At 71.7% G+C, this 23221-nt stretch carries 25 protein-coding genes; 14 read left to right on the top strand and 11 right to left on the bottom strand.

Annotated elements, in window-relative coordinates:
- The first annotated feature begins 11 nt into the window (after positions 1-11).
- From AB0M52_RS01520 to AB0M52_RS01505, 4 genes are read left to right on the top strand one after another with little or no spacing between them, the layout of a single operon-like run.
- The gene (locus AB0M52_RS01520; RefSeq protein ID WP_363947348.1) at positions 12-827 is read left to right on the top strand and encodes a hypothetical protein; all 816 of its coding nucleotides are present in this window, start codon (positions 12-14) and stop codon (positions 825-827) included.
- Positions 824-1843 carry an ABC transporter substrate-binding protein gene (locus AB0M52_RS01515; protein WP_363947345.1) on the top strand — a complete coding sequence of 340 codons (1020 nt, stop codon included), beginning with the start codon at positions 824-826 and terminating at the stop codon, positions 1841-1843. Before AB0M52_RS01520 ends, AB0M52_RS01515 begins: the two co-directional genes overlap by 4 nt.
- The gene (locus AB0M52_RS01510; protein WP_363947342.1) at positions 1840-2868 is read left to right on the top strand and encodes an iron ABC transporter permease; all 1029 of its coding nucleotides are present in this window, start codon (positions 1840-1842) and stop codon (positions 2866-2868) included. The genes AB0M52_RS01515 and AB0M52_RS01510 overlap by 4 nt, the downstream gene beginning before the upstream one ends.
- Positions 2865-3671, top strand: a complete 807-nt coding sequence (locus AB0M52_RS01505) for a heme ABC transporter ATP-binding protein (RefSeq protein WP_363947339.1) — start codon at positions 2865-2867, stop codon at positions 3669-3671. Before AB0M52_RS01510 ends, AB0M52_RS01505 begins: the two co-directional genes overlap by 4 nt.
- Positions 3672-3704: 33 nt before the next feature.
- Here the strand turns inward: AB0M52_RS01505 and AB0M52_RS01500 are convergent, their stop codons facing one another.
- The 3 genes from AB0M52_RS01500 to AB0M52_RS01490 all read right to left on the bottom strand — a co-directional run bounded on the left by AB0M52_RS01500 (position 3705) and on the right by AB0M52_RS01490 (position 5539).
- On the bottom strand, positions 3705-4019 hold the full coding sequence (locus AB0M52_RS01500) for a DUF2470 domain-containing protein (RefSeq protein ID WP_363947336.1): 315 nt from the start codon (positions 4017-4019) through the stop codon (positions 3705-3707).
- Positions 4016-4657, bottom strand: coding sequence for a biliverdin-producing heme oxygenase (locus AB0M52_RS01495; protein WP_363947333.1), 642 nt, complete (start codon positions 4655-4657; stop codon positions 4016-4018). Before AB0M52_RS01495 ends, AB0M52_RS01500 begins: the two co-directional genes overlap by 4 nt.
- An 84-nt stretch (positions 4658-4741) precedes the next feature.
- Positions 4742-5539 (bottom strand): ABC transporter permease, encoded by a 798-nt coding sequence (locus AB0M52_RS01490; RefSeq protein ID WP_363947330.1) that lies wholly within the window; start codon positions 5537-5539, stop codon positions 4742-4744.
- A 122-nt stretch (positions 5540-5661) separates the two neighbouring features.
- Here AB0M52_RS01490 and AB0M52_RS01485 point away from each other — a divergent pair, with 122 nt between their 5' ends.
- Both AB0M52_RS01485 and sthA read left to right on the top strand, forming a co-directional pair.
- Positions 5662-6054 (top strand): SCO5389 family protein, encoded by a 393-nt coding sequence (locus tag AB0M52_RS01485; protein ID WP_363947327.1) that lies wholly within the window; start codon positions 5662-5664, stop codon positions 6052-6054.
- A gap of 120 nt (positions 6055-6174) precedes the next feature.
- On the top strand, positions 6175-7578 hold the full coding sequence (sthA, locus tag AB0M52_RS01480) for a Si-specific NAD(P)(+) transhydrogenase (protein ID WP_363947324.1): 1404 nt from the start codon (positions 6175-6177) through the stop codon (positions 7576-7578).
- 6 nt (positions 7579-7584) lie between these two features.
- On the opposite strand, the gene AB0M52_RS01475 is transcribed toward sthA, so the two are convergent.
- Positions 7585-8613 carry a LacI family DNA-binding transcriptional regulator gene (locus AB0M52_RS01475; protein WP_363947322.1) on the bottom strand — a complete coding sequence of 343 codons (1029 nt, stop codon included), beginning with the start codon at positions 8611-8613 and terminating at the stop codon, positions 7585-7587.
- Between the two features lie 216 nt (positions 8614-8829).
- Here AB0M52_RS01475 and AB0M52_RS01470 point away from each other — a divergent pair, with 216 nt between their 5' ends.
- Both AB0M52_RS01470 and AB0M52_RS01465 read left to right on the top strand, forming a co-directional pair.
- The gene (locus tag AB0M52_RS01470) at positions 8830-11202 is read left to right on the top strand and encodes an AbfB domain-containing protein (RefSeq protein ID WP_363947319.1); all 2373 of its coding nucleotides are present in this window, start codon (positions 8830-8832) and stop codon (positions 11200-11202) included.
- 166 nt (positions 11203-11368) lie between these two features.
- Positions 11369-12259: an endonuclease/exonuclease/phosphatase family protein gene (locus AB0M52_RS01465; protein WP_363947316.1), complete on the top strand. Its 891-nt coding sequence runs from the start codon at positions 11369-11371 to the stop codon at positions 12257-12259.
- On the opposite strand, the gene AB0M52_RS01460 is transcribed toward AB0M52_RS01465, so the two are convergent.
- Positions 12208-13059, bottom strand: a complete 852-nt coding sequence (locus AB0M52_RS01460) for a DUF4253 domain-containing protein (protein ID WP_363947411.1) — start codon at positions 13057-13059, stop codon at positions 12208-12210. The two genes, AB0M52_RS01465 and AB0M52_RS01460, sit on opposite strands and share 52 nt — an antisense overlap.
- 366 nt (positions 13060-13425) lie before the next feature.
- On the opposite strand from AB0M52_RS01460, the gene AB0M52_RS01455 reads away from it, so the two are divergent.
- Both AB0M52_RS01455 and prfH read left to right on the top strand, forming a co-directional pair.
- Entirely contained in the window at positions 13426-14613 is a 1188-nt protein-coding gene (locus AB0M52_RS01455) for an RNA ligase RtcB family protein (protein ID WP_363947313.1), read from the top strand.
- On the top strand, positions 14610-15281 hold the full coding sequence (prfH, locus tag AB0M52_RS01450) for a peptide chain release factor H (RefSeq protein WP_363947310.1): 672 nt from the start codon (positions 14610-14612) through the stop codon (positions 15279-15281). Before AB0M52_RS01455 ends, prfH begins: the two co-directional genes overlap by 4 nt.
- Before the next feature lie 99 nt (positions 15282-15380).
- Here prfH and AB0M52_RS01445 read toward each other — a convergent pair whose 3' ends face one another.
- The gene (locus tag AB0M52_RS01445; protein WP_363947307.1) at positions 15381-16172 is read right to left on the bottom strand and encodes an NAD-dependent deacylase; all 792 of its coding nucleotides are present in this window, start codon (positions 16170-16172) and stop codon (positions 15381-15383) included.
- A gap of 222 nt (positions 16173-16394) precedes the next feature.
- Here AB0M52_RS01445 and AB0M52_RS01440 point away from each other — a divergent pair, with 222 nt between their 5' ends.
- Entirely contained in the window at positions 16395-17915 is a 1521-nt protein-coding gene (locus AB0M52_RS01440; RefSeq protein ID WP_363947304.1) for a hypothetical protein, read from the top strand.
- 19 nt (positions 17916-17934) lie between these two features.
- Here AB0M52_RS01440 and AB0M52_RS01435 read toward each other — a convergent pair whose 3' ends face one another.
- Positions 17935-18432: a DinB family protein gene (locus AB0M52_RS01435; protein WP_363947301.1), complete on the bottom strand. Its 498-nt coding sequence runs from the start codon at positions 18430-18432 to the stop codon at positions 17935-17937.
- Positions 18433-18618: 186 nt separating this feature from the next.
- Between AB0M52_RS01435 and AB0M52_RS01430 the strand changes: the two genes are divergently transcribed.
- Positions 18619-19050, top strand: coding sequence for a DUF4259 domain-containing protein (locus AB0M52_RS01430; RefSeq protein WP_363947298.1), 432 nt, complete (start codon positions 18619-18621; stop codon positions 19048-19050).
- A gap of 18 nt (positions 19051-19068) precedes the next feature.
- On the opposite strand, the gene AB0M52_RS01425 is transcribed toward AB0M52_RS01430, so the two are convergent.
- Positions 19069-19527 carry a hypothetical protein gene (locus AB0M52_RS01425; RefSeq protein ID WP_363947295.1) on the bottom strand — a complete coding sequence of 153 codons (459 nt, stop codon included), beginning with the start codon at positions 19525-19527 and terminating at the stop codon, positions 19069-19071.
- Positions 19528-19536: 9 nt separating this feature from the next.
- Between AB0M52_RS01425 and AB0M52_RS01420 the strand changes: the two genes are divergently transcribed.
- Together AB0M52_RS01420 and AB0M52_RS01415 are read left to right on the top strand one after the other, a co-directional pair.
- Positions 19537-20319, top strand: a complete 783-nt coding sequence (locus AB0M52_RS01420) for a methyltransferase domain-containing protein (RefSeq protein ID WP_363947291.1) — start codon at positions 19537-19539, stop codon at positions 20317-20319.
- 56 nt (positions 20320-20375) lie between these two features.
- Complete coding sequence (locus tag AB0M52_RS01415; RefSeq protein ID WP_363947288.1) at positions 20376-20921, top strand: GNAT family N-acetyltransferase; 546 nt, start codon at positions 20376-20378, stop codon at positions 20919-20921.
- Positions 20922-20966: 45 nt separating this feature from the next.
- Here AB0M52_RS01415 and AB0M52_RS01410 read toward each other — a convergent pair whose 3' ends face one another.
- The 3 genes from AB0M52_RS01410 to AB0M52_RS01400 all read right to left on the bottom strand — a co-directional run.
- Complete coding sequence (locus AB0M52_RS01410) at positions 20967-22340, bottom strand: glycosyl hydrolase family 18 protein (protein WP_363947285.1); 1374 nt, start codon at positions 22338-22340, stop codon at positions 20967-20969.
- A gap of 354 nt (positions 22341-22694) precedes the next feature.
- On the bottom strand, positions 22695-22883 hold the full coding sequence (locus AB0M52_RS01405) for a DUF397 domain-containing protein (RefSeq protein WP_363947282.1): 189 nt from the start codon (positions 22881-22883) through the stop codon (positions 22695-22697).
- A partial coding sequence (locus AB0M52_RS01400; RefSeq protein ID WP_363947279.1) for a DUF5753 domain-containing protein occupies positions 22876-23221 on the bottom strand: 346 nt, incomplete at its 5' end. The genes AB0M52_RS01400 and AB0M52_RS01405, both read right to left, overlap by 8 nt.

Raw genomic sequence — 23221 nt, 5'->3', positions numbered from 1 at the left:
GGAGGTCACTGATGTCTGCCCGCCTCGCCGCCGCCCTGGCCAGCGCGGCGCTGCTGGCCGTGGGCACCCTCACGGTCAGCCCCGCTCACGCCGACACGGTCGGCAAGGGACCGAACGGTCAGCGGATGACCGCCAGCCGGACGGCCGGGCTGCCGCTGGCCGGAGCCGAGGTCACCGTCTCCGGATCCGGCTACGACACCACCAAGGGCATCTACGTGGCGTACTGCGTCGACAACGGCGCCGGCACGCCGCCGGGGCCCTGCGGCGGTGGCATCGACACCAGCGGCGCCTCGGGCGCCTCGCACTGGATCTCCTCCAACCCGCCCTCCTACGGCGAGGGCCTGGCGGTGCCGTACGGATCCGGCGGATCGTTCACCGTCAAGATCAAGGTCACCGCACGGATCGGCGACGTGGACTGCACCACCCGGCGCTGCGTACTGGCCAGCCGAAACGACCACACCCGCAGCTCGGACCGGTCGCAGGATGTCCGGGTGCCGGTCACCTTCGCCACCGCGACGGCCCCGACCACCCGCGCCGCCACCCCGGCGGCGACCACGCGCGCCGCCACGGCACCCTCCGCCGAGCCGACCGCGACCACCGGCGCGCCGGCCGGCGGGGCACCATCGGCCACCGCCGCCGCGTCCGCCGAGGCCGGCGCGACCGTCGCCCCGGCCGCCGCCGACGCCGACCATCCGGTTCTCACCACCCAGGTCAGCGACAGCAGCCCCGCCGGCCGCTGGTTCACCGCCGCGCTGGCCGGCCTCACCGCACTGCTGGTCCTCCTCGTGCTGCTGCGCGCCCGGAGCCGACGCCGGGACCAGCGATGAGACGACGGTTCGCGCTTGCCGCGCTGCTCGCCCTCCCCGCGCTGCTCGGCCTCACCGCCTGCGCTGCCGGCACCGGTCCGGCACCGGCCGCGACCAGCGGCTGCGGACCCGCCACCGCGGTGGTCACCGACACCGACGTCGAGCCGGTCGGCGGTGATCCAGGCAGCGCCCTGCCGGCGACGGTCACCTCGGCCGACGGGGCGTCGGTCACGGTCAGCGACGCCAGCCGCATCCTGCCGGTGAACCTCTACGGCTCGATCGCCGAGATCGTGTTCAGCCTCGGCCTCGGCGGCCGGGTGGTCGGCCGGGACACCTCCACCACCTTCCCCGCCGCCGCCCACCTGCCGGTGGTCACCCCGGCCGGACACGACCTGTCCACCGAGGCCATCCTGCGGCTCAACCCGAGCGTCGTGCTCGCCGACGACAGCATCGGTCCGCCCGAGGCGCTCAACCAGCTGCGCCGCTCGGGGATCGCGGTGGTGCTGATCGACGACGAGCAGACCCTCGCCGCGATCCCCCAGCACGTCCGGGCCATCGCGGCGGCGCTCGGCGTACCGGCGGCCGGGGAGCGGCTGGTGGCCCGTATCGAGGCGGAGATCGACGCCGCCCGCCGCAGCGCGCCGGCCGGCACCGCACCGCTGCGGATCGCCTTCCTGTACGTGCGCGGCACCGCCGGGGTGTACCTGATCGGCGGCAAGGGCGCCGGCTCGGACGAGATGATCCGGGCCATCGGCGCGACCGACGCCGGCACGGAGATCGGATTGTCCCGGTTCCGGCCGCTGACCAGCGAAGGGCTGATCAACGCGGCGCCCGACGTCATCCTGGTGATGACCGACGGGCTGGAGTCGGTCAAGGGCGTCGACGGGTTGCTGGCCCTGCCCGGTGTCGGGCAGACCCCTGCCGGGCAGCACCGCCGGATCGTCGACATGGACGACGGGCTGTTGCTGACGTTCGGCGCGCGCACCGGCCGGTCCATCCAGGCGCTGGCCGAGGCGGTCTACGGATCCTGCTCATGAGACGCACGGCACTGGTCGCCGGCCTGGCCGTGGCCCTCGTCCTGCTCTGCCTCGTCGCCGCCGGCACCGGCCAGGTCCGGGTGCCGCCGGCCGAGGTGCTCGGCTCGATCCTGCACCGCGTCGGGCTCGACATCGGACCGGTGCCGAGCGCCACCCACGGCGAGAGCGCGCTCTGGGTGGTGCGCTTCCCCCGGGTCGTGCTCGCCGTCGTGGTCGGGGCGGCGCTCGGCTGCGCGGGCGCGCTGATGCAGGGCATCTTCGGCAATCCCCTGGCCGAGCCGGGTGTCATCGGGGTCTCCTCCGGAGCCGCGGTCGGCGCCGCCGCCGTGATCATCACCGGGGTCTCCGCGCTCGGCGGCTGGACCGTCGCCGTCGGGGCGTTCCTCGGCGGTCTCGCCGCCACCGGGCTGGTCTACTCGATGTCCCGGGCCGGCGGTCGGACCGAGGTGGTCACCCTGATCCTGACGGGCATCGCGGTCAACGCGGTGGCCGGCGCGCTGATCGGCCTGCTGATGTTCTTCGGCGACGCCGACGCGGTCCGGGCCATCGCGTTCTGGCAGCTCGGCAGCCTGGCCCAGGCGAACTGGGCGGCCGTGGCGGTCACCGCGCCGTGCGCGGCGGCCGGCATCGCGATCGCGGTCGCCGCCGCGCGACGCCTTGACCTGCTCGCCCTCGGTGACCGCTCGGCCCGGCACCTCGGCGTCCAAGTCGAGCGGCTACGCCTGGGCATGATCGCCGTGACCGCGCTGCTCGGGGCCGCGGCCGTCGCCTTCACCGGGGTGATCTCCTTCGTCGGGCTGGTGGTGCCACACCTGGTCCGGATGGTGGCCGGGCCCGGTCACCGGCTGCTCCTGCCGGCGAGCACGCTCGGCGGGGCCATCGTGGTTGTCGCCGGGGACCTCGCCGCCCGCACCCTCGTCGACTATCAGGAACTGCCGCTCGGCGTCCTCACCGCCGTGGTCGGTGGACCCTGCTTCTTCTGGCTGTTGCGGCGGACCCGGGCGAAGGCGGGAGGCTGGGGATGAGGCGACCGGTGTTCTCCGAGGCGGGCGACGTCGGCCTGCGCGTCGATCAGCTACGGATCCAGCGGGGCGATCGGGCGATCCTGTCCGAACTGACCATCGAGATCCGGCCCGGCGAACTGCTGGCGCTGGTCGGGCCGAACGGGGCCGGCAAGAGCACCCTGCTCAGCGCGATCTGCGGGGACCTGCCACCCGCGGCCGGCACCATCGAGTTCGCCGGGCGGCCACTGTCCGGCTGGCCGGCGATCGAGCTGGCCCGCCGCCGGGCCATGCTGCCGCAACGCGCCACCATGTCGTTCCCGTTCACGGTGGCCGAGGTCGTGGCGATGGGACGCGCGCCGTGGGTCGGCACGGCGTACGCCGCCGAGGACGACGACGCGGTCGGCGAAGCCCTGCGGCTGACCGGGATGGCGGCCTTCACCGGCCGGGTCTTCTCGGCGCTCTCCGGCGGCGAGCAGGCCCGGGCGGCGCTGGCCCGGGTGCTGGCCCAGCGCACCGCGATGCTCCTGCTCGACGAGCCGACCGCCGCACTCGACCTGCACCACCAGGAACTGGTGCTCACGCTGGCCCGGGACCGGGCCCGGCTCGGCGGCAGCGTCGTGGTCGTGCTGCACGACCTGGGTCTCGCCGCGGCGTACGCGGACCGGATCGCGCTGCTGGCCGACGGCCGGCTGGTCGCCGACGGGCCGCCGGTCGAGGTGCTCACCGCGGACCGGCTCAGCGCGGTCTACCAGCACGAGATCGAGGTGCTGCCGCATCCGCGCACCGGAATCCCATTGGTGGTGCCGAGGCGCTCGGCCGGCTGACCGGCCAGCGGTTCCGGCCGGCCGGCCGAGCCGTCAGCTGGCCTCGGGTCGCGGGGCGATCCCCAGCGCGGCGCACGCCTCCCGGTACATCCGGGCGGCCTCGGCGCGAATCTGCCGGCGTTCGGCGAGCCGGGTGGAGAACGGAACCCGTATCGGTACCGGCTCGCCGTCCACGGTGGCGACGAAGTCCATCCCGTCGGCGTCCATGCCGGACATCGTCGCGGCGGTCGCCGTCGACTGCCCGCCCAGGCCCTGGCAGATCACCCGGCAGTCGTCGGCGTGGTCGGTGTTCATGTGCCGCATGACCGCCGCGACCACGTCGGGCGGGAACGGCGTCGGTGCCGTCATGCCGCGCTGCTCCGCACCACGGTCCGGCCCACCTCGTCCAGCATCGCGGTGTTCAGCCGGTACGCCCAGGACACCTCGTCCAGGAAGCGCTGCCGCTCGACCTCGTCCCACGGCGCCGCGTCGAGCAGGTCCCGGTAGTGCTGTTTGAAGGCGCGCGGCTCCAGCCCGGGGAAGAGGAAGAACCGGACGCCGTCCTCGTCGAATCCGAACGACCGGCGCAGCGCCCGCACCATCACCTGGCCGCCGGACAGATCACCGAGGTACCGGGTGTAGTGGTGGGCGACGAAGCCCGCCGGCCAGGTAAAGGCGACCTCCCGCAGCCGCGCCTGGTACTGCCGGGTGGCTTCGCTCGGCGCGATCCGGCTGGCCCAGTCCGGGCCGTGCAGGAACGCGAGGTCGGCGGTGATCCGTGGCAGCCGGTGCAGTTCGTCGACGACGAAGGGGCCCGCGACCGGATCGTCACGCATCGCCTCGGCGGCCTCTTCGAGCGTCTGGTACACGACGTAGAGCTGCTCGAACAGCGCGGCGTACCCCGACCGGTCCAGCTGACCGGCAAGCAAGGAGTCGAAATATGTCGCGTTCTGGGCGGCCCGGTGGTCCACCCTGGTCAGCTCCCGCACCTGCGCAGCGAACCCCATGAGCACCTCCTGTTAGGTAAGGCTAACCTATCAGGATCATCGCACGGTGGGGAGACGGCCGAAAGGGCCAGCGTGGGCCCTCCGTCAGGCGGGTTGACCAGGTGACCGGGCCGCCGGTGGATCCGGGGCCACCCTTGGCGCGGCGGCCCGAAGCCGGCCCTGGGCGACGAGCTCCACGGTGGCTGCGACCGCGATCGCCTCCACCGCCAACAGCGCCACCAGGATCAGCAGTTGCGCCGCACCGGCCTGGATCGGGGATGCGCCACCGAGCAGCACGCCGACGAAGGCGCCGGGCAGGGTGACCAGGCCGACGGTGCGGGTCTGGTCCAGCGCCGGGATGAGCGCCTGGCTGGCCGCCGGCCGACAGACCTCCAGCGCGGCGTCACGTTCCAGCAGGCCGAGCGCGAGCCCCGCCTCGTACTCGCCGTGGCGGCTCCGGAGTTCGTCCAGCGCCCGCTTCCCGGCGAGCGTGGTCGCGGTCATCGCGCCACCGATCAGGATGCCGGCGGTGGGCAGCACCACGAGCGGGGTGAGCGGCAGCACCCGGGCGACCAGCAGCAGGGCGACGGCCGGCAGCACCCCCAGCCCGATCGGCAGCATCGCGGGCCAGCCGGTCCGCAGCGTGCCGATCCGGCGCGCGGCGGTCACCGTGGCGACGGCGTACATCGCGACCACGAAGGCGACGGTCAGCCACCAGGAGCGCAGCACCGCCACGATGACCAGCGAGACAGTGGCCAACTGGACGGTGGCCCGCGCCGCGGCGGTCGCCACCCCACCGGGCGCCCCGACCCGGAACCAGGCCACCACCCCGGCGCCGACGAGCGCGAGCAGGACGAGGACCCCGGCATAGGCCGGTCCGACGCTGATCACCGTGCCGCTCATCGCGCCATTGTCGACCGCGACAGGCCGACGCAGGCAGGGATGTTGACATCACGGTGGGTGACATGATGCACTCAGCCGTAGCGGTAATGACAACCGTGTTCGTTAACGATCTGAGGAGAAACATGTCTCTCACCGTGCCGTCGAGCCTGCTGCGAGCCGCCGAGTCCGGGTCCGTCGCCGACGAGGAGTTCGTGGCCTGCGTCCGCGATTCGTTGCCGTACGCCTGGCAGACCGTCAGCCGGGTGGCGGCGGCGCTGGAGTCTTCCAACGCCGAGTTCGCCGACAACGAGGTACCTCCGCCCGGCGAGGCGGAGCGGGGCCAGTTGTTGCGCGCGCTGGCCAGCGACGCAATCCGGTCCAGTCTGGAGCGCCACTTCGGCGTCCGGCTGGCCTTCCAGAACTGCCACCGGGTCGCGGCGTTCCGGCCCTCTGCCGTCGATTCCGACACCTACCGCCGCTTCGTCTCCACCCGCGGCCAGTTGCTCAACCAGTCCCCCGAGCTGCGCAACTGCTGATCCAGCCGGGGATCACGCCGTCGGCGCCCCGATCTGGACCGGGTTGCCGCCGGTGTCGCCGAGGACCGCGGCACCTGACCGACCCTGGCGCGGACCGCTACATCTTGCGACCCTATCGGCGTGTACGACTACGACGTGTTGGTGCTGGGCTCCGGACCCAGCGGGCAGAAGGCCGCGATCGCCGCCGCCAAGCTCGGCCGGCGGGTCGGCATCGTGGACCGGCGGGACATGATCGGTGGGGTGTGCATCAACACCGGCACCGTGCCGTCCAAGACCCTGCGGGAGGCCGTGCTCTACCTGACCGGCCTGAGCCAGCGGGACCTGTACGGCAGCAGCTACCGGGTCAAGGAGGAGATCACGGTCAGCGACCTGGCCGCCCGGACCCAGCACGTGATCAACCGGCAGACCGACGTGATCCGCAACCAGCTGGCCCGCAACCGGGTCGCGATGATCACGGGCACCGGGCGGTTCGCCGACGCGCACGCGGTCTGGGTCGACGGCGGTTCCGGCCGCGAGTCCAAGGTCACCTTCGACAAGGCGATCATCGCCGCGGGCACCCGCCCGGCCCGCCCGGACAGCGTCGACTTCGACGAGCGGACCATCGTGGACTCCGACGGGGTCATCAACCTCCAGGCGGTACCCCGCAGCATGGTCGTGGTCGGCGCCGGCGTGATCGGCATGGAGTACGCCTCCATGTTCGCCGCGCTCGGCACCAAGGTGACCGTGGTCGAGCGCCGTGAGCAGATGCTCGACTTCTGCGACGAGGAGGTCGTCGAGTCGCTCAAGTACCACCTGCGCGACCTGTCCGTGACGTTCCGCTTCGGCGAGGAGGTCGCCGCCGTGGAGAAACACCAGACGGCGGCGTTGTGCATCCTGAAGAGCGGGAAGAAGATCGCCGCGGACACCGTCATGTACTCGGCCGGCCGCCAGGGCCAGACCGACGGCCTGGCCCTGGACGCCGCCGGCCTGTCCGCGGACCGGCGCGGCCGGATCGAGGTGGACGCGAACTACCGCACCGCAGTGGAGAACATCTACGCGGTCGGCGACGTGATCGGCTTCCCGGCGTTGGCGTCCACCTCGATGGAGCAGGGCCGGCTGGCCGCGCAGCACGCGTGCGGCGAGCCGGCCCGTGCGATGCACGGGTTGCAGCCGATCGGCATCTACACGATTCCGGAGATCAGCTTCGTCGGGAAGACCGAGGAGGAGTTGACCGACAGCTCGACGCCGTTCGAGGTGGGCATCGCCCGCTACCGCGAGCTGGCCCGCGGCCAGATCGTGGGTGACTCGTACGGGATGTTGAAGCTGCTCGTCTCGCCGGACGACGGCCGGCTGCTCGGCGTACACGTCTTCGGCACCGGCGCCACCGAGATCGTCCACATCGGACAGGCGGTGATGGGCTGCGGCGGTACGGTCGACTACCTGGTCGACACGGTGTTCAACTACCCGACCCTGGCCGAGGCGTACAAGGTGGCCGCGCTGGACGCCGCCAACAAGATCCGCAACATCACCCGGATCGACGGCTGAGCGGCGTCAGCGTACGGCGCCGTCTGCCGCACCGACGGTGCTCTCCCGCTCGATGAGCCGGAACGGCGTCTGCAGGGTGAGCGGTCCAGCCACCGCCGTGCCCTCGATGCGGGCGACCAGCCGGTGCACGGCCAGCCGGGCGATCTCCTCCTTGGCCGGAGCGATGGTGGTCAGGGAGGGCGTGCCGAACCTGCCCTCCTCGATGTCGTCGATACCGACCACCGCGACGTCCGCCGGCACCGCACGGCCGGCTTCCGTCACGGCGCGCAGGGCCCCGATGGCGATCAGGTCGTTGTAGCCGAACACCGCGTCCGGCGGCTCGTCGAGGGCCAGCAGGTCCCGCATCGCGCGTACGCCGTCGCGCCGGCCGAACTGCGCGGTGACCGCGACCAACTCGGGCCGGAACGGCAGCCCCGCCTCGGCCAGCGCCTCCCGGTACCCGCGCAGCCGCAGGTGGGCGGCCTGGCGATCGTCGTCGACGCGGGCTCCGATGAAGGCGATCCGTCGGCGACCCAACGCCACCAGGTGCCGCACCGCCAGGCGGCTGGCGGCGACGTTGTCGATGGCGATGTGGTCGTACGGGGCGTCGTAGACCTCCTCGCCGATCAGCACCAGCGGGGTGTCGCTGGCCCGGGCCAGCACCTCGTCGCGGCCGACCCGTACCGGGCTGAAGATGAGCCCGTCGATGACGTGCCGCTGCGCGCCGCTGAGCAGCGACATCTCGGCCTCGTACGCGGAGGCGGTGTTCTCCATCACCAGGGTGTAGCCGAGCCGACCGGCCTCCCGGATGGCGATCTCGGCCAGCTCGGCGAAGTAGGGGTTGGTCAGCTCCGGGATGGCCAGGGCGATCAGGCCGGTCCGGCCGCGGCGCAGGTGCCGGGCGCTCAGGTTGGGTGTGTAGCCCAGCTCGTCGATGGCCTGCTGCACCCGCTGCCGGGTCCGCTCCCCCACCGGCCGGTACCCGTTGACCACATTGGAGACCGTGGCCAGGGAAACCCCGGCCCGCTCGGCGATGTCCTTCAGGCTCACACCCACGTACCGACCTCCTCCGGTCCCATCGACGAACATTATTGACGCAGTGTCCACCAGGGATCGATAACGTTATAGAGGCGCTCACGGATGCCGACAAGATCCCGCCGCCCACCCCCGGCGTGAGCGCTCGACCGGGATCGGCCGACCGGCCCGACCGCCACCACCCGTCGCGTTAGCCCCACACACCGCCCGCGGCGGACGTCCACACCCGGAGACGGCATGACACGTCATCGCATCCGCATCCTGTCCCCGCTGGCCGCCCTCACCCTGCTGGCCGGCCTGCTCGCCCCGGTCACCGCCGCCCAGGCGGTACCCCCCAAGACACCTCCGCTGACCACCCCCTGGACCAGCGAGGCGCTCACCGGCACGCCGCTGCCCGAATACCCGCGACCGCAGATGACCCGGCCCGACTGGCTCAACCTCAACGGCGAGTGGCAGCTACGCCAGTCCGCCACCGACGACGCGCCGCAGTTCGACACCGACCTGCCGGAGCGCGTCAACGTGCCGTTCCCGGTGGAGAGCGCCCTGTCCGGTGTGCAGCGCCCCGCCAACGACGACCGCTCCTACCTGTTCTACCGCCGCACCTTCACCGTGCCGGCCAACTGGTCGGACCGCCAGACCCTGCTGCACTTCGGCGCGGTGGACTGGCAGGCGACGGTGTGGATCAACGGCGCCCACGTCGGCGGGCACACCGGCGGATACGACGCGTTCAGCTTCGACATCACCGATCACCTCAAGGCTGGCACCAACGAGATCGTCGTGAAGGTCTGGGACCCCACCGACAGCCGGCAGAACGGCAGCCTCCCGGCGATCGGCAAGCAGACCAGGACACCCGGCGGCATCTTCTACACCCCGGTCTCCGGCATCTGGCAGACCGTCTGGCTGGAACCGGTGCCGACCGCCGCGATCAGCCGCGTCGACACGTACCCGAACCTCGCCGACAACACCCTCCGGGTGCGCGTCTGGACCCGCGGCAAGATCGCCGGGCACCGGGTGCTCGCCGAGGCCCTCGACGGCACCACGGTGGTCGGGTCGGCCATCGGCCGGGTGGGCGGGACGACCGACGGCGGCTTCACCGAGTTCAGCGTGCCGGTGCCCGACGCCCGCCGCTGGTCCCCCGACGACCCGTTCCTCTACGACCTGCGGGTGACGCTGCGCCACGGCAACCGGGGCCTCCAGGTGGACCGGACCACGCACTACTTCGGCATGCGGGAGATCAGCACCGGCCTGGTCGACGGCGTGCTGCGCCCCCTGCTCAACGGCGAGTTCGTCTTCCAGGCCGGCACCCTCGACCAGGGCTACTGGCCGGACGGTCTCTACACCGCGCCGACCGACGCCGCGCTCGCCTTCGACCTGCAGAAACACAAGGACCTCGGGTTCAACATGGTCCGCAAACACATCAAGGTCGAGCCGCAGCGGTGGTTCTACCACGCCGACCGCCTCGGCCTGCTGGTCTGGCAGGACATCCCGTCGCTCACCGCGCAGAACATCGACGCCGACGACGCGCAGCAGGCCCAGTTCGAGCTGGAGGCGCGGGAGATCGTCGACGAGCATCGCAGCAGCCCGGCCGTGGTCGCCTACACCGTCTACAACGAAGGGTGGGGTGAGCGGGCCCTCGCCGACACCCGCCGGGTCGGGCAGGACGTCAAGGACCAGGACCCGACCCGCCTGGTGAACGTGCACAGCGGCTACAACTGCTGCCAGTCGCTCGGCGATCCGGGCAACGGCGACATCGACGACTGGCACGTCTACCTCGGCCCCGCCTCCCCCCGCCCGTCGGCCTCCCGGATCGCCGTGCTCGGCGAGTTCGGCGGCCTGGGGCTGCGCATGCCCGGGCACGAGTACAGCCCGAGCGGCGGCTTCTTCGCCTACGAGTGGCAGCCCAACTCCACCGCGTTGACCGACCGGTACGTGGGGCTGGTCCAGGGCACCCAGAACCTCATGGTCGGCACCGGCCTCAGCGCCTCCGTGTACACCGAGATCACCGACCTGGAAGGCGAGCTGAACGGCTTCCTCACCTACGACCGTCGAGTGGTCAAGATGGACGAGGCCCGGGTGCGAGCGGCCAACCAGGCGCTCATCGACGCCTCCAGGTCGATCGTCGGCGGCCAGCCGGTCGCCCTTCCGCTGAACGCCCGCCGGTCGCTCCAGGTGACCAGGCCCGGACACACCCAGCGGTACCTGCGGCACCAGAACAGCCTCGCCTACACCGAGGTGGTCACCGAGAGCAGCTCGGCGCTGCTCAAGAACGACGCGACCTACACGATCCGGCCGGGCCTGGCCGACCCGGCCTGTTACTCCTTCGAATCGGTCAACTTCCCGGGCCAGTACCTGCGCCACGCCAACTCCCGGGTTCGCAACTCGCCCAACGACGGGTCCGCGCTGATGCGCGCCGACGCCACCTGGTGCGCCCGCACCGGGCTCGCCGGCAACGGCGTGTCGCTGGAGTCGTACAACTTCCGGGGTTCGTTCCTGCGCCACTACGACTCGGAGGTCTGGATGAGCAACGGCGCCGGCGGCCCGGCGTACAACTCGCCCGCGCTGTGGGCCGTGGACAGCACCTGGAACATCGCCGCGCCCTGGGCGCCCTGACCGAACCGTTCTGATCGAAGGCCCGGACCGGCCCGACACGGCCGGTCCGGGCCTCGCCCATGGTCACGCTGACGACGTGCCTTGGTTCCGCACCGTCACGACCGTGGCCGGCGGGTCCGGCGGTGCCGATACACTTTCAGCCCCTCGGGTAGTGCAGGGCAGGTGCATGGCTGGTCGTCCGTACCGCATCCCGCGGCCCCTGGTGGCCGTCGTCCGCCTGATCTGCGCCGCCGCGTTGCTGGTCGGGTGTTCGGTGGCCGACGCGGCCGGGCCCACCCAGTTGCGGGTGCTCCAGCTGAACCTCTGCAACAGCGGCATGGCCACCGGCTGCTACACCGGCCGGGCGGTCGCCCGGGCCGCCGAGGTGATCCGCAGCGAGGCGCCCGACGTGGTCACTCTCAACGAGATCTGCTCCGGCGACGTGGACGCGCTGGAGCGGGTGCTGGCGGAGGTGCACGGCAGCACCGTGGTCGCGGCCTTCCAGCCGGCCCGCAACGGCCGCAACGGCGCCCCCTACCGCTGCGTCAACGGGCAGCAGTACGGCGTCGGCGTGCTGGCGCACATCCCGGCGCCGTACCGTGGTCACGAGGTGCACCGCGGGATCTACCCCGCGCAGGACCCGGCCGACCCCGAGCAGCGGGCCTGGCTCTGCGTCGACGCCACCACCGTCTTCTACGCCTGCACCACGCACCTGGCCTACACCAGCGCCACCCTGGCCCTCGCCCAGTGCGGGCACCTGCTCGGTACGGCCATCCCGGAGCTGCACGCCCGCACCCGTTACCAGCCCACCGTGGTCAGCGGCGACCTCAACCTCCGGCACGGCGGCTCACCCGACGTGCGGTCCTGCGTCCCGGCCGACTACCTGCACCTGCACGACGGCGGGGTGCAGCAGTTCATGGCCACGGCCGACGTCACGATCCGGTCCAGCAGGTCGATCGGCATGGCCGGGACGACCGACCACTCAGGCTTCCTGGTCACCCTCACCGTCGCCCGTACGCCGGACGTTCAGTCCCACCAGAACGCCCAGGTCGGGGCGTCGATGAGGCGGTCGGCGTAGCCGGCGAGCGTACACGGGCGTTGCCCCTGCCAGACGTTGTCCGGGCAGAAGGCGAAGTGCTCGGCAGCTACCCGCAACGCCTCGTCGGTGTCCGACGGCGGCGCGGCGACGCTCAGGTACAGCTCGGCGAAACCGACGCCGATCACCCGGGCACCGAACCGGTCCTCCCAGCTGCGCAGCACCGCGGCCAGCTCGGCGGTGTCGCCCGTGTAGTTGACCGCGCCCTGCCAGCCGGCGACAGCAAGCGCGTCACTGCTCCGGTCCGCGGCGACCAGTCCGAGGCGCATCGCGGGTTGGGCCTGCGACAACTGCTCGGCCCAGTGGTCTGCGTGCTGCTCGGGCGCGACCCGCAGCCGGATCGGGGCGGCAAGGCCGGGCCAGTCCTGACCGTACGGGGCGGTAACGGCGATCCGCTCCGCCCCTGGCAGCTGATCGTCCTCGTCGATCCGGGTGCGGGAGGCCCACCAGCGGGCGAGCAGTCGCTCGGGATCGTGCTCGGCGGGCGAGGACACCTCTTCCGGCCACAGCTCGCCCTCGTCCCATGGGCGCGCCGCGTCCCCGTGGTAGCTGTCCAGCAGCAACGGCCACAGCCCGGAACGCTGGTGCATCGCGTGCAACTGCGACCACAGCCCGGCCGGTGCCGGACCGTCGCTCACCCACAGCGCGGGCCGCTCACCGGCGCCCTCCGCACCGCGCACCGTCCGTCCGGGTGGCAGGGGCACGGACAACGAACGCTGGCCCGGGACCCCGTCCGGGAACAACTCCAACAGTTCGACCGGCAAGGCGTTCGGCGGCGACATCACGAGGCGTGAGGATAGCGGTCAGGGCGGACATTCGACGCCGTACGCCACGCCGCACCGTTCCGCCCCACGGCGAAACCAGGATGACGATCTCGCGCGACACTGGCCACCAGATGGTGCGCGCCGGCGACCTGGCGCAGGCGGCGAGCGGGCTTCCGTACTTCACGCCGTGAGCTGATCCCGCGCCCCTTCCCGCCTGGGGCTCAGAGCGCCCGGACGCCGAAAGTCGCTTGCTGCGGCGGATCGGCTCCGGGAAGGTTGGTCCATGACGTTCTGACGGACAGCGCCCACGTTGCACCGGCACCAGGGGTGCCCATTCACGCCGTAGTTCCGTCCGCCCTGTCTTCCCACCAGTGGAGAACGTCCTTGTCTCAGCCGCCCCTTCCGCGGGTCGTCCTGCCCGGGTCCACTCCGGCCACGGTAACCGTGTTCGCCTCCCCCGCCAGCTGGATCGAGTCCGACGCCGTCGCGCAGTGTCGCCAGGTGGCGGCCCTCGACGGCATGATCCACGTCGCCGCCATGCCGGATCTGCACCCGGGCAAGGGCGCCCCGATCGGCGCCGCGATGTCGTCCACCGTGTTGTACCCGTTCCTGGTCGGCTCCGACATCGGCTGCGGCATCGCCGTCTTCCCGATCAAGCTCAAGCGGGCCGTACCCGAGAAGCTCGCCGCCCGATTCCCCGACCTCGACCGTCCGCTGGACCCGGAGCGGGACGCCGACGACCCGGCCTGGGCCGTCCTGACGGGCGACATCCCCGCCGGTCACGTCGACGGGCTCGGGACGGTCGGCCGGGGCAACCACTTCGTCGAGCTGGCGCGGATCGGAACGGTGTTCGAGCCGGGCCACACGAGCCAGCTCGGGCTCAGCGTCGGGGACCTCGTCCTCGTCGTCCACAGTGGCTCTCGAGGGCTGGGCGAGCGGATCCTGCGAGCGCACACCGAGATACACGGCGCCGGTCCCGCTGCGGACCCGGCCGCCTACCTGGCAATGCACGACGACGCCGTCCGCTGGGGATCGCTCAACCGACGGCTGCTAGCGGCCCGGGTCGCCCACGCCCTCGGTGCCGAGCCGACCGAACCGGTCGTCGACCAGTGTCACAACCTGGTCGAGATCCGCGACGGGGTCTACCTGCATCGCAAGGGGGCGGCACCGGGCGACGGCCGCGACGTGCTCATCGCCGGTACCCGGGGCACCCCGTCCTATCTGGTGGCCGCCCACGCCGGGCCGGAGGCCAACCACTCGGTGGCACACGGCGCGGGTCGCAAGATGTCGCGCGCCGACGCGCTGCGCCGGGGTCGGGCCAAGCACACCGTCGAGGAGCTGCGCCGTACGCCGGTGGGATCGCTGGTGGTGTGCGGCGACCGCCAACTGCTCTTCGAGGAGGCACCGACTGCCTACAAGCGCATCGAGCAGGTGATCGCCGACCTCGTCGAGCACGACCTGGCGACGCCGGTGGCCACCACCGTTCCCCTGGTCACGTACAAGACGCCCGACGTCGGCTCCATGCCGCAGCGGGATCGCCGGGACGACCGCCGTGGGCGGGGCCGGCGGTGAGCGTCCACCTGCTCATGTCGGCCGGGCGCGGCCCTCAGGAGTGTGCCTGGGCGCTCAGCCGGCTGCTCCGGCGCCTGGAGGCCGACGCCGTCCGGCACCAGCTGCGCACCCGTCGGGTCGAGACCGTGCCCGGTGACCGGCCCGACACCTACCGGTCGGTCCTGGTCGAGATTGCCGGAGCCGACGCCGCGCCGTTCGCCGCCTCGTGGACCGGAACGCTGTGCTGGCAGGCTGCCAGCCCCTACCGGACCGGCACCGGCCGGAAGAACTGGTACGTCACCGCCCGACCGATTCGGGTCGACACTCCACGTACGGCGTTCTCGGAGGCGGACGTCGACATGGTCGCCTGCCGCACCGGCGGTCCCGGCGGGCAGCACCGTAACAAGGCCAGCACGGCGGTACGGGCGACGCACCGCCCGTCGGGGATCGTCGTGGTGGTCGACACCGAGCGGCAGTTCAGCCTCAACCGGCGCATCGCCCTGCGACTGCTGCGACAGCGCATCGAACGCGACGACGAGGCACTCGCGCACGCCGCCGCCACCGCTCGCTGGCACGTCCACGACGAGCTGGTACGCGGCAACCCCACCCGCACCGAACGCCCGGAGACGTCGGATCAGCACCCGGCCGGGTCGCGGCCGGCGCGCCCGCAGGCGCGGCGGCATCACTGACGCGCTCGCCCGCCAGGCGGTACCCCGGCAGGCCACCGCAGCCGCCGACCGGCTGGCCCGGCGGGCCGTTCGCCGGCCGATTCCACCAGCTCCGGCTGGTCAGCCAGACTGCGGCGGCTGATCGGCGTCGCCCCAGGCGGCCTGTACGAGAGCGGGCAGCACCTGGGCTGCCGGGCCACGGAGGTTCACGTCGGCCACCGCGTCCAGCGGCGTCGGCCGCGGGTTGATCTGGATCACCGTGGCGCCGAGCCGGGCGGCGACCTGGGGGATCTCGGCGGCCGGATACACCAGGCCGGAGGTGCCCACGGTCAACAGCAGGTCGCAGGAGGCGGCCTCCTCGGCGGCGGTCTCCAACGCCGGCTGCGGCAGCGCCTCACCGAACCAGACCACGCCCGGCCGGACAGATGCCGAGCAGTACGCGCATCGGGGCGGTGGTGTTCGCCGGCCCTCGTCCGGCTCCTCCGCTGCGCCGTCCGGCACCGGCACCGGTTGCGCACAGGCTGAGCAGCGCGGCGCGAACAGGCTGCCGTGCAGGTGGACCGGGGCGGCAGAACCGGCGCGTTCGTGCAGGTCGTCGACGTTCTGCGTGATCACGACGGCGTGCGGGGCGCGGGCTTCGATCGCGGCCACGGCCAGGTGCCCCTCGTGCGGCTGAGCCCGCCGGACGGCGCAGCGCCGCCACTCGTACCAGCCCCACACGAGGGCCGGGTCGGCGCGGAACGCCTCGGGCGTGGCGAGCGCGTGGGCGTCGTACCGCTGCCACAGCCCGGTGAGGGCGTCGCGGAAGGTCGGCACCCCGCTCTCGGCGGACATGCCTGCACCGGTGAAGATCACGACTCGGCGGGCCTGTCCGAGCATCGCCGCCGCCTCGGCCGTATCCGACTTCGCCATCTGGCCGTGCTCCTCTCCTGGGCGGGGCAATCCTGGTCGACGGTGGTCCGGAGGATCTCGCCGCGGTCGCCTTGCGATGCCCGTCGATCAGGCTACGGTGGCGGTTCCCTCGCTCGACGGCGAGGCAGCGGTGCGGTCGCTGCGGTCGCTGCGGTCGCCTACAGTGGCGGCCACCGTGCCGCCGTCGGTGATGGGCGGCGCGGCGCAGACGGGAGGGATCTGGTGCGCCGGCCACGCGATCTGGATTTGCACGACTGGTTGATGCTCTCGCTCGCCGCCGTGTTGATCGGTTGCGGGCTGTGGCTGGCCAGCGGCGCGATCGACTCGTACCGCGCGGAGCACGGCGGGATCGCCGGTCAGGTCACCGTCGAGGACTGCGTACTGGACAACTCGGGCAGGGGCGGCCCCAGTTGGGAGTGCTCGGGCCGATTCGTCTCCGACGACGGTGCCGTCCGCATCGACGGCGTCACGCTCAACGAGAGTTTCCACGAACCACCGGCCGACGGCTCGACGGTTGCGGCCAAGGTCACCGGCTCGTCGGCGGACACCGCCTACACCGATGACACCCGATGGCTCCTGGTCGGGGCGGCCACGATCTTCTTCTTCGGTCTCAGCGTCTCTTTCCTGGTGTCTGCCCTTCGGGGAGAGCCCGGTGGGGACGAGAGCCGGTTCCCGGTTGATCCCGCGACCGCGGCCGCCGCGTTCGCGAAGCGGCACCTTGGGGACCGGGCAGACGAGTTCCAGCCGCTGACCCCGGTGGCCGCCGCACCGACGCTGGCCGCGGCGGCGGTCGTCGGGAAGAACCGGGCCAACATCGCCATCTGGAAGGTCGCGGCGGCCTGGCTGCTGCTGGTGCTGACCATCGGCGGCGTGCTGTGGCACCTGGCGGTGTGGAACCGGGACCAGGACGCGCTGCTGAGCGCCATCGCGGTGGGCACGGTCTCCGCCGACCATCTGGGCGCGGACAACCGGATCGAGGTCGTGTTCCGCGACGACGACGGCGCCGACTGGTGGGTGCGGTTGACACCCCTCGACAACGATCGGTTCCTGGAGGGCAGCCAGGTCCCGCTCCGGTACGACCCGGCGCAACCGGAGCACGCCGTCCCGGTGTACCCCGAGTCGTTCTCACTCGATCCGCGGGACCGCAACATCTGGGCCGGGCTCGTACTGTCGCCCGGCATCGTGCTCCTCTGGGCCTGGACGTGGCGGCTCGGGCGCTGGGCGCTGGGCTCGGTGAGACGGCGCGCGCCGGCCACGGCCCGCGTCCACGTCGCCGAACTGACCTGGAGCACCGAGCCGACCGCCTTCTGGCTCGAACTGGAGAGCGATGGGCGGACCTGGTATCAACGCGTCGCCTGGGATCGTCGGCTGGTGCACTGGTTTGACGGCCGCCTGTGGGATGCCGACCTGACCCCGCTGCAGGTCCAGTTGCGGCGGTGCCCGGGGCTGCGGCGGATGTACCTGGTCGACGCCGCAGGGGTGGGCCGGCTCTGGCCGGCGAGCACCGCCCGCCGCCGGCCGCCCCGCAACTACGACCTGCGCCCTTTCAGTCTCGGCCAGTTCCGCTCTGCCGAACCGAACGGCCGGGACCTCAAGCTCGTCGGCGGACTCGCCGTCCTGGCGGCGATGGGCTGGCTGCTGGCCGGGCCGGTGGGCAGCGCCTACCTTCTGGCGCTGATCGGCGCCTACCAGTTGTGGGTCGGCGGGGCGCCGTGGCGAGGCTTCTACGCCGTGCGGCCGTAGCGCGACGCGCCCCGGCGCGTCACTCGGCGAGGAGTTGCTCGCGCAGGATGTCCGCATGCCCGCAGTGCTGGGCGAGTTCCCGCAGCATGTGCAGGTAGACCCAGCGCAGCGGGATCGGGCCACGCCGGTTGCCGGGCAGCAGGTCGTCCAGGTCGAGGGACGACGTCGCGCGGCGGGACGCCTCGCATGCCTGCCGGTACGCCCGCTGAGCACCGGCGATGGTGTCGGTGTCGTCGAGGACGAACGACTCGTCCGGCGTGGCGGGGATGCCGATCTCGTCGCGCGACCGACAGGTCACGGCCTCGTCGAACCACACCTTCTCCACGAAGGTCGCGTGCTTCACCAGGCCCAGCAGGGTGGTCCGGGACGGCACCAGCGACCGGCGCGCCTGCTCCTCGGTGAGGCCGTCCAGGCAGCCGTCGAGCGCGGCCCGGTGCTGGTCGAGGAAGACCTCGAACTGGGCCCGGATCGGCTGGTCGAGCACGGCCTCGGCGGCGCTCACAGGTTGGGAGGACACCCGCGCAGCATCCCAAGGTGGCCAACCGGTGGCAACGGCGACACGGGGTGGGATGCCATCCCACCGACCGGCGCCGATCGTGTCCGACGCCGCGTTGCCGGCACGGCCGGGAAATGTCGGAGCGGCTGGATACCGTGCCCGGGCAGTTCACCGCAGGTGTGGTGGGCACAGACGCTTGGAGTTCGCGTGGGAACGTGGGACGTAGGACCGTTCGACAGTGACCGCGCGGCCGACTGGTGCGGAGACCTCGACGATGCCGCCGCCGCGCAGCGGCCGGCGCTGGTGGAGGCGGCGCTCACGGCGGTGCTGGCCGAGCCCGACTATCTGGAAAGCGACCTGGCCGTGGAGGCCATCGCCGCGGCAGCGATCATCGCCGCCCACCGGCCTGGTGGCCCGGTGATCGAGTCGCCGTACGCGCCGAATTTTCTGCTCAAGGGCGAACGGATGGCACTCGATCACCGGCTCGACGGCCTCGCGCTGCGTGCCCTCGACCGGGTTGTCGCCGACAACTCCGAGTGGCGCGAGCTGTGGGAGGAGACCAGCTACTACGACCAGGCGCTGGACGAGGTGGCCGCCATCCGCTCGGTCCTGAACGGATCGGGGCCCGGTCGGGGGTAGATTCACCGCCCTCCCCGATCATGACCCCCGCTGATCCCCGCTTCTCCGGACCATCCACCGGACGCCCTGGTGAATCAGAACGCCGACGCCGGCGTTGCCCACAGCAAGCACGGCCGCGGTGAGCAGTCTCGGCTCCACGTCCAGCACGTCGGTCGCCACGAGCAGGACGGGCCATCCCAGGGCGGCCACCACGAGGGTCGACCGCCACCAGCGACCGAACACCAAGCCGAACAGGATCAGGGTGGGGATCATCGACAGCCCCTTCGCCACCTCAATCCTACGCCGGCAGCCAGTCGAGAAACGGCCGCATCGGCGGGCGAGCACGACCGGGTGTTCCGACTCGACTTCGGTCACCTCTCCCCTGGCGACTTCACCGCGGCGCTCGACCGCCTGGCGGCGCAGCGTGAGCCGGCCGAGTAAGGCAGACGGACATGCTGTGAGCAGAACGCCGTGTTCGGCGGTGGTCCGGCCGGACATGCTGGGGCCATGGACCTGGGTTTCGGTGGCGAGGTGGCTGAGTTCTACCAGCGGTACCGGCGTGGCTACCCGCCGGCCGTGTTCGACGCACTGGCGGACGCGCTGACGCCGGACGACACCGTCATCGATCTCGGCTGCGGCACGGGCCAGCTGACCCTGCCGATCGCGGCACGGGTGCGAGCGGTGGTGGGAGTCGATCCGGAGCCCGACATGCTGGTGCTCGCCCGGCGAGCGGCCAGGGCGCAGCAGGTCGACAACATCAGCTGGCTGCTCGGCGCGGACGTCGACGTGCCCGCGCTCGGCGCGCTGCTCGGTGGTGGGACGGTCGGCGCGGTCACCATCGGGCAGGCCCTGCACTGGATGGACCACGACACCCTGCTCCCCCGGCTCGCTCCACTGTTCCGAAAGGGTGGTGGGGTGGCCGTGGTGACCAACGGGACACCGCTGTGGCTCCAGGAAACCGCCTGGTCCGGTGCGCTGCGCGCAGTTCTTGAGCAGTGGCGCGGCGTCGAACTGACTCGGACCTGTGGCACTGATGCCGCCAGCCAGCGGCGGTACCGGGACAGCCTCGTCGCCGCCGGCTACGAGGTCGACCAGACCACGGTCGACTACACCGACGAGATGACCTTCGACGAACTCGTCGGCGGCGTCTACTCAACCTTTTCCGTCGACGACCTGCCCGCGCCGGAGCAGCGGTCGGAGCTCACCGAGCGGATTCGTCGCGCGCTGCATCCCGAGACCCGATTCCGCGAAGACATCCGGGTGACGGTGCTGGTGGGCCGGATCCGGTGACGGTGCTCGACCGAAAATGGGCGCGACGTTCGAGAACTCGGGACTAGCATCGGCGCGTGCCCGATCTGATCGCCCCCACCACCCGGCTGCGGAGTTCATGGCTCGCGGCGCGTGACGAGTGGGGTCGCGGCGTCCATCAGGACGGCAACGGCCTGCGGGACTTCGACGAGGTGGACACCGTCGCGGGCTTCGCGGAGTGGGTGACGCGGCTGCGCCGCCAGGCCGACGAGTCGATCCCGGTAGCCGACGGTTTGGTTCATGCGACGTACTGGTGGATCGTCGAGCAGGACACATACCTTGGCGCGATCTCGCTGCGGCACCGGCTGAACGACTTCCTGCTGCGGGCCGGTGGCCACATCGGCTACGGGTTGCGCCCGTCGGCCCGGCGGCAGGGCCTGGCGACGTGGGCGCTGGGGGTCGTGCTTTCGCACGCGCACGCGCGTGGAATCGACCGGTGCCTGGTCACCTGCGCGGACCACAACACCGCGTCGGCCCGCACGATCGAGCGCAACGGCGGCGTGCTCGAAGACGTACGCGACACCGAGCTGGGCCGCACCCGGCGCTACTGGTTGCCGGCGCACCCGGGCGACGGCGGGACGTGAGCCGGCCCCGTCCACGCCGATCGGGTGTGGACGGGGCCGTCGTGCTCAGGCCGGCAGGCGCCAGACCTGGTTGGCGCCGCCGAAGCAGTCCCAGATCTGCAGCCGGGTGCCGTCGGCGGAGCTGTTGCCGGTGGCGTCCAGGCACTTGTTCGACGCGGGGTTGCGCAGGGTCCCGTTGGACTGGGCCTGCCAGACCTGGGCGCCGGTGCCGTTGCAGTCCCAGAGCTGGATGGCGGTGCCGTTGGCGGTGCCGGCACTGGTGACGTCCATGCACTTGCCGAGGGCCCGCAGCGTACTGTCGCTGGCGACGGTCCAGCGCTGCGCGGCGGTGCCGTTGCAGGTGTAGAGCTGGATCGCGGTGCCGTTGGCGGTGCCGGCGGCGGCGACGTCCACGCACTTGCCGGCGATACCGGTGATCTGGCCGGTTCGGCCGCTCGGCGGCGGCGTACCACCCATGACGGTGTCGTAGATCGCGCTGACCAGCGAGGTCGACCCGGTGGTGTCCTGGGTGAGTTCCCAGTTCATCATGCCGCCGGCGTTGGCCATCGCCCACTGCGTCTTGCGCTTGACCGTCGGGATGCCGTTGTAGCACTGCTGGGCGCCGCCGACGGTGGTGCAGTCCCGGTTGGCGTTGGCCGGGTCCATGCCGACCAGCGCCGAGTAGGTGTAGTAGCCGGGTCGGCTGTAGAAGGGCACGCCGAGCACGGCCTTGCTGGCCGGCAGGCCGCGTGCCTTCCAACCGTTCACCGCGTTGATCGACCAGTCGTAGTTGGCGTGTGGGCTGCCGCCGTCGTACGCCATGATGTTGAGGAAGTCGACGTAGTTGAAGACCGCGGTCGGTACGCCGTCGCGGTAGTAGCCCTCGGCCACCACGGCGGCGGTGAGCAGCTTGCCCTGTGGGCGCAGCGCGTTGCTGAGCTGCTGCATGAGCAGGCTGAAGTTGTTGGCTGAGGTGCCCGGGTCCGGGTACTCCCAGTCCATGTCGACGCCGTCCAGACCGTACTGGTTGACGAAGCTGACCACGCTGTTGACGAACGTGGTGCGGGTGCCGGCGTTGGCGGCGAGCGCCTCGAAGGCGGAGTCGTCGCCGTTGTTCCAGCCGCCGATCGCGATGGACACCTTGACGTTGTTGGCCCGCCCGAGCGACACCAGCGAGGAGAGCTTGCTCGGGTTCTCCACCGGGCGCAGGGTGCCGTTGCTGTTGGGCAGCACGAAGGCGTAGTTGATGTGGGTGAGCTTGCCGTACTGGACCGTGTTGACGTTGCCGGTCCAGGACGGCATGTAGCCGACGCTCTTGAAGTTGTTTGGCAGGACCACGGCCTGGGCGGCGGTCGGGGTCACGAGGGTCGCACCGGCGGTGACCAGCGCGAGCAGGCCGGCGGCCAGGGCCGAGCGGGGGCGGGGACGCGGTGAGGACATCGAGGCCTTCCCGTTGGCAGGTTGCGGCACCGTGCGGCCACGGCCGGCGCTGGTGGTGCTGCCAGCGCCGGCCGGGCGTACGGGTGGACAGGGTCGGTTTCCTCGAGGCAGCCAAATCTTAAAGAGTGTTAACCGTAGCGGTCAATGACACTGCTCGATGAGTCAACGGAGCGTCAACTCACGCTGACGAAGCGGCAGATCGATCCGACGCAGCAAGATCCCGCTGGATCCACGATCCAGTGGCCTCGTCACCACTTGGAAGCAACTCGATCCTGGATCGAGCACGACCTGCCGGACCGCCACGGCAGGCGGAGCGTAGCCGCGGTCAGGAGGCTCGACGTCGGCCCTCTGGGCTCAGTGCTTCGCGTCTCGGACGAAGGCGGCCCAAGCCGAGGGCGAGAAGGTGAGGGCAGGCCCCGCCGGGTCCTTACTGTCGCGTACGGCCACGATGCCGGGCAGGTTGTCGGCGACCTCCACGCAGTTGCCGCCGTTGTCGCCGCTGCGGGTGCTTCTGCGCCAGTGGGCGCCGCTTAGCTTAGCCATGGTGGACCTCTCCGATGATCTTGTTGATCAGTTGCCTCGATTGTTGCTCATCGAGGGCAAGTGCGGTGAGGCTCGCCCATACCTCTTCGTAGATCGCGACTTCGTCCTTGCGGTCGAGGTAGAGCGCTCCGGTCAGTGATTCGCTGTAGATGACCGACGGATCCGGCTCAACCCGGTTGCGCAGCGGGAAATCCAGAATGACGAAGGGGCCGGCTACTGCACCGAAGTGCAGACCGGCGTTGAGGGGGAGCACCCGGATCGAGACGTGGGGGCGGTTGCTCATGTTGAGCAGATGTCGCAACTGATCGGCCATCGTGGCGGGATTACCGACGACCCGG

The organism is Micromonospora sp. NPDC051296 (assembly GCF_040682255.1).
Lineage (GTDB): Bacteria > Actinomycetota > Actinomycetes > Mycobacteriales > Micromonosporaceae > Micromonospora > Micromonospora craterilacus.
This window is presented reverse-complemented; position numbering and strand designations above follow the sequence as displayed.

Coding starts and splice junctions, on each gene's coding strand:
- AB0M52_RS01470 (WP_363947319.1), top strand. CDS start 8,830: ATGACACGTCATCGCATCCGCATCCTGTCCCCGCTGGCCGCCCTCACC.
- AB0M52_RS01515 (WP_363947345.1), top strand. CDS start 824: ATGAGACGACGGTTCGCGCTTGCCGCGCTGCTCGCCCTCCCCGCGCTG.
- AB0M52_RS01500 (WP_363947336.1), bottom strand. CDS start 4,019: ATGACGGCACCGACGCCGTTCCCGCCCGACGTGGTCGCGGCGGTCATG.
- AB0M52_RS01410 (WP_363947285.1), bottom strand. CDS start 22,340: ATGTCCTCACCGCGTCCCCGCCCCCGCTCGGCCCTGGCCGCCGGCCTG.
- AB0M52_RS01465 (WP_363947316.1), top strand. CDS start 11,369: ATGGCTGGTCGTCCGTACCGCATCCCGCGGCCCCTGGTGGCCGTCGTC.
- AB0M52_RS01490 (WP_363947330.1), bottom strand. CDS start 5,539: ATGAGCGGCACGGTGATCAGCGTCGGACCGGCCTATGCCGGGGTCCTC.
- AB0M52_RS01425 (WP_363947295.1), bottom strand. CDS start 19,527: ATGTCCGGCCGGACCACCGCCGAACACGGCGTTCTGCTCACAGCATGT.
- AB0M52_RS01445 (WP_363947307.1), bottom strand. CDS start 16,172: ATGGCGAAGTCGGATACGGCCGAGGCGGCGGCGATGCTCGGACAGGCC.
- AB0M52_RS01510 (WP_363947342.1), top strand. CDS start 1,840: ATGAGACGCACGGCACTGGTCGCCGGCCTGGCCGTGGCCCTCGTCCTG.
- AB0M52_RS01495 (WP_363947333.1), bottom strand. CDS start 4,657: ATGGGGTTCGCTGCGCAGGTGCGGGAGCTGACCAGGGTGGACCACCGG.
- AB0M52_RS01460 (WP_363947411.1), bottom strand. CDS start 13,059: ATGTCGCCGCCGAACGCCTTGCCGGTCGAACTGTTGGAGTTGTTCCCG.
- AB0M52_RS01485 (WP_363947327.1), top strand. CDS start 5,662: ATGTCTCTCACCGTGCCGTCGAGCCTGCTGCGAGCCGCCGAGTCCGGG.
- AB0M52_RS01420 (WP_363947291.1), top strand. CDS start 19,537: ATGGACCTGGGTTTCGGTGGCGAGGTGGCTGAGTTCTACCAGCGGTAC.
- AB0M52_RS01405 (WP_363947282.1), bottom strand. CDS start 22,883: ATGGCTAAGCTAAGCGGCGCCCACTGGCGCAGAAGCACCCGCAGCGGC.
- AB0M52_RS01505 (WP_363947339.1), top strand. CDS start 2,865: ATGAGGCGACCGGTGTTCTCCGAGGCGGGCGACGTCGGCCTGCGCGTC.
- AB0M52_RS01520 (WP_363947348.1), top strand. CDS start 12: ATGTCTGCCCGCCTCGCCGCCGCCCTGGCCAGCGCGGCGCTGCTGGCC.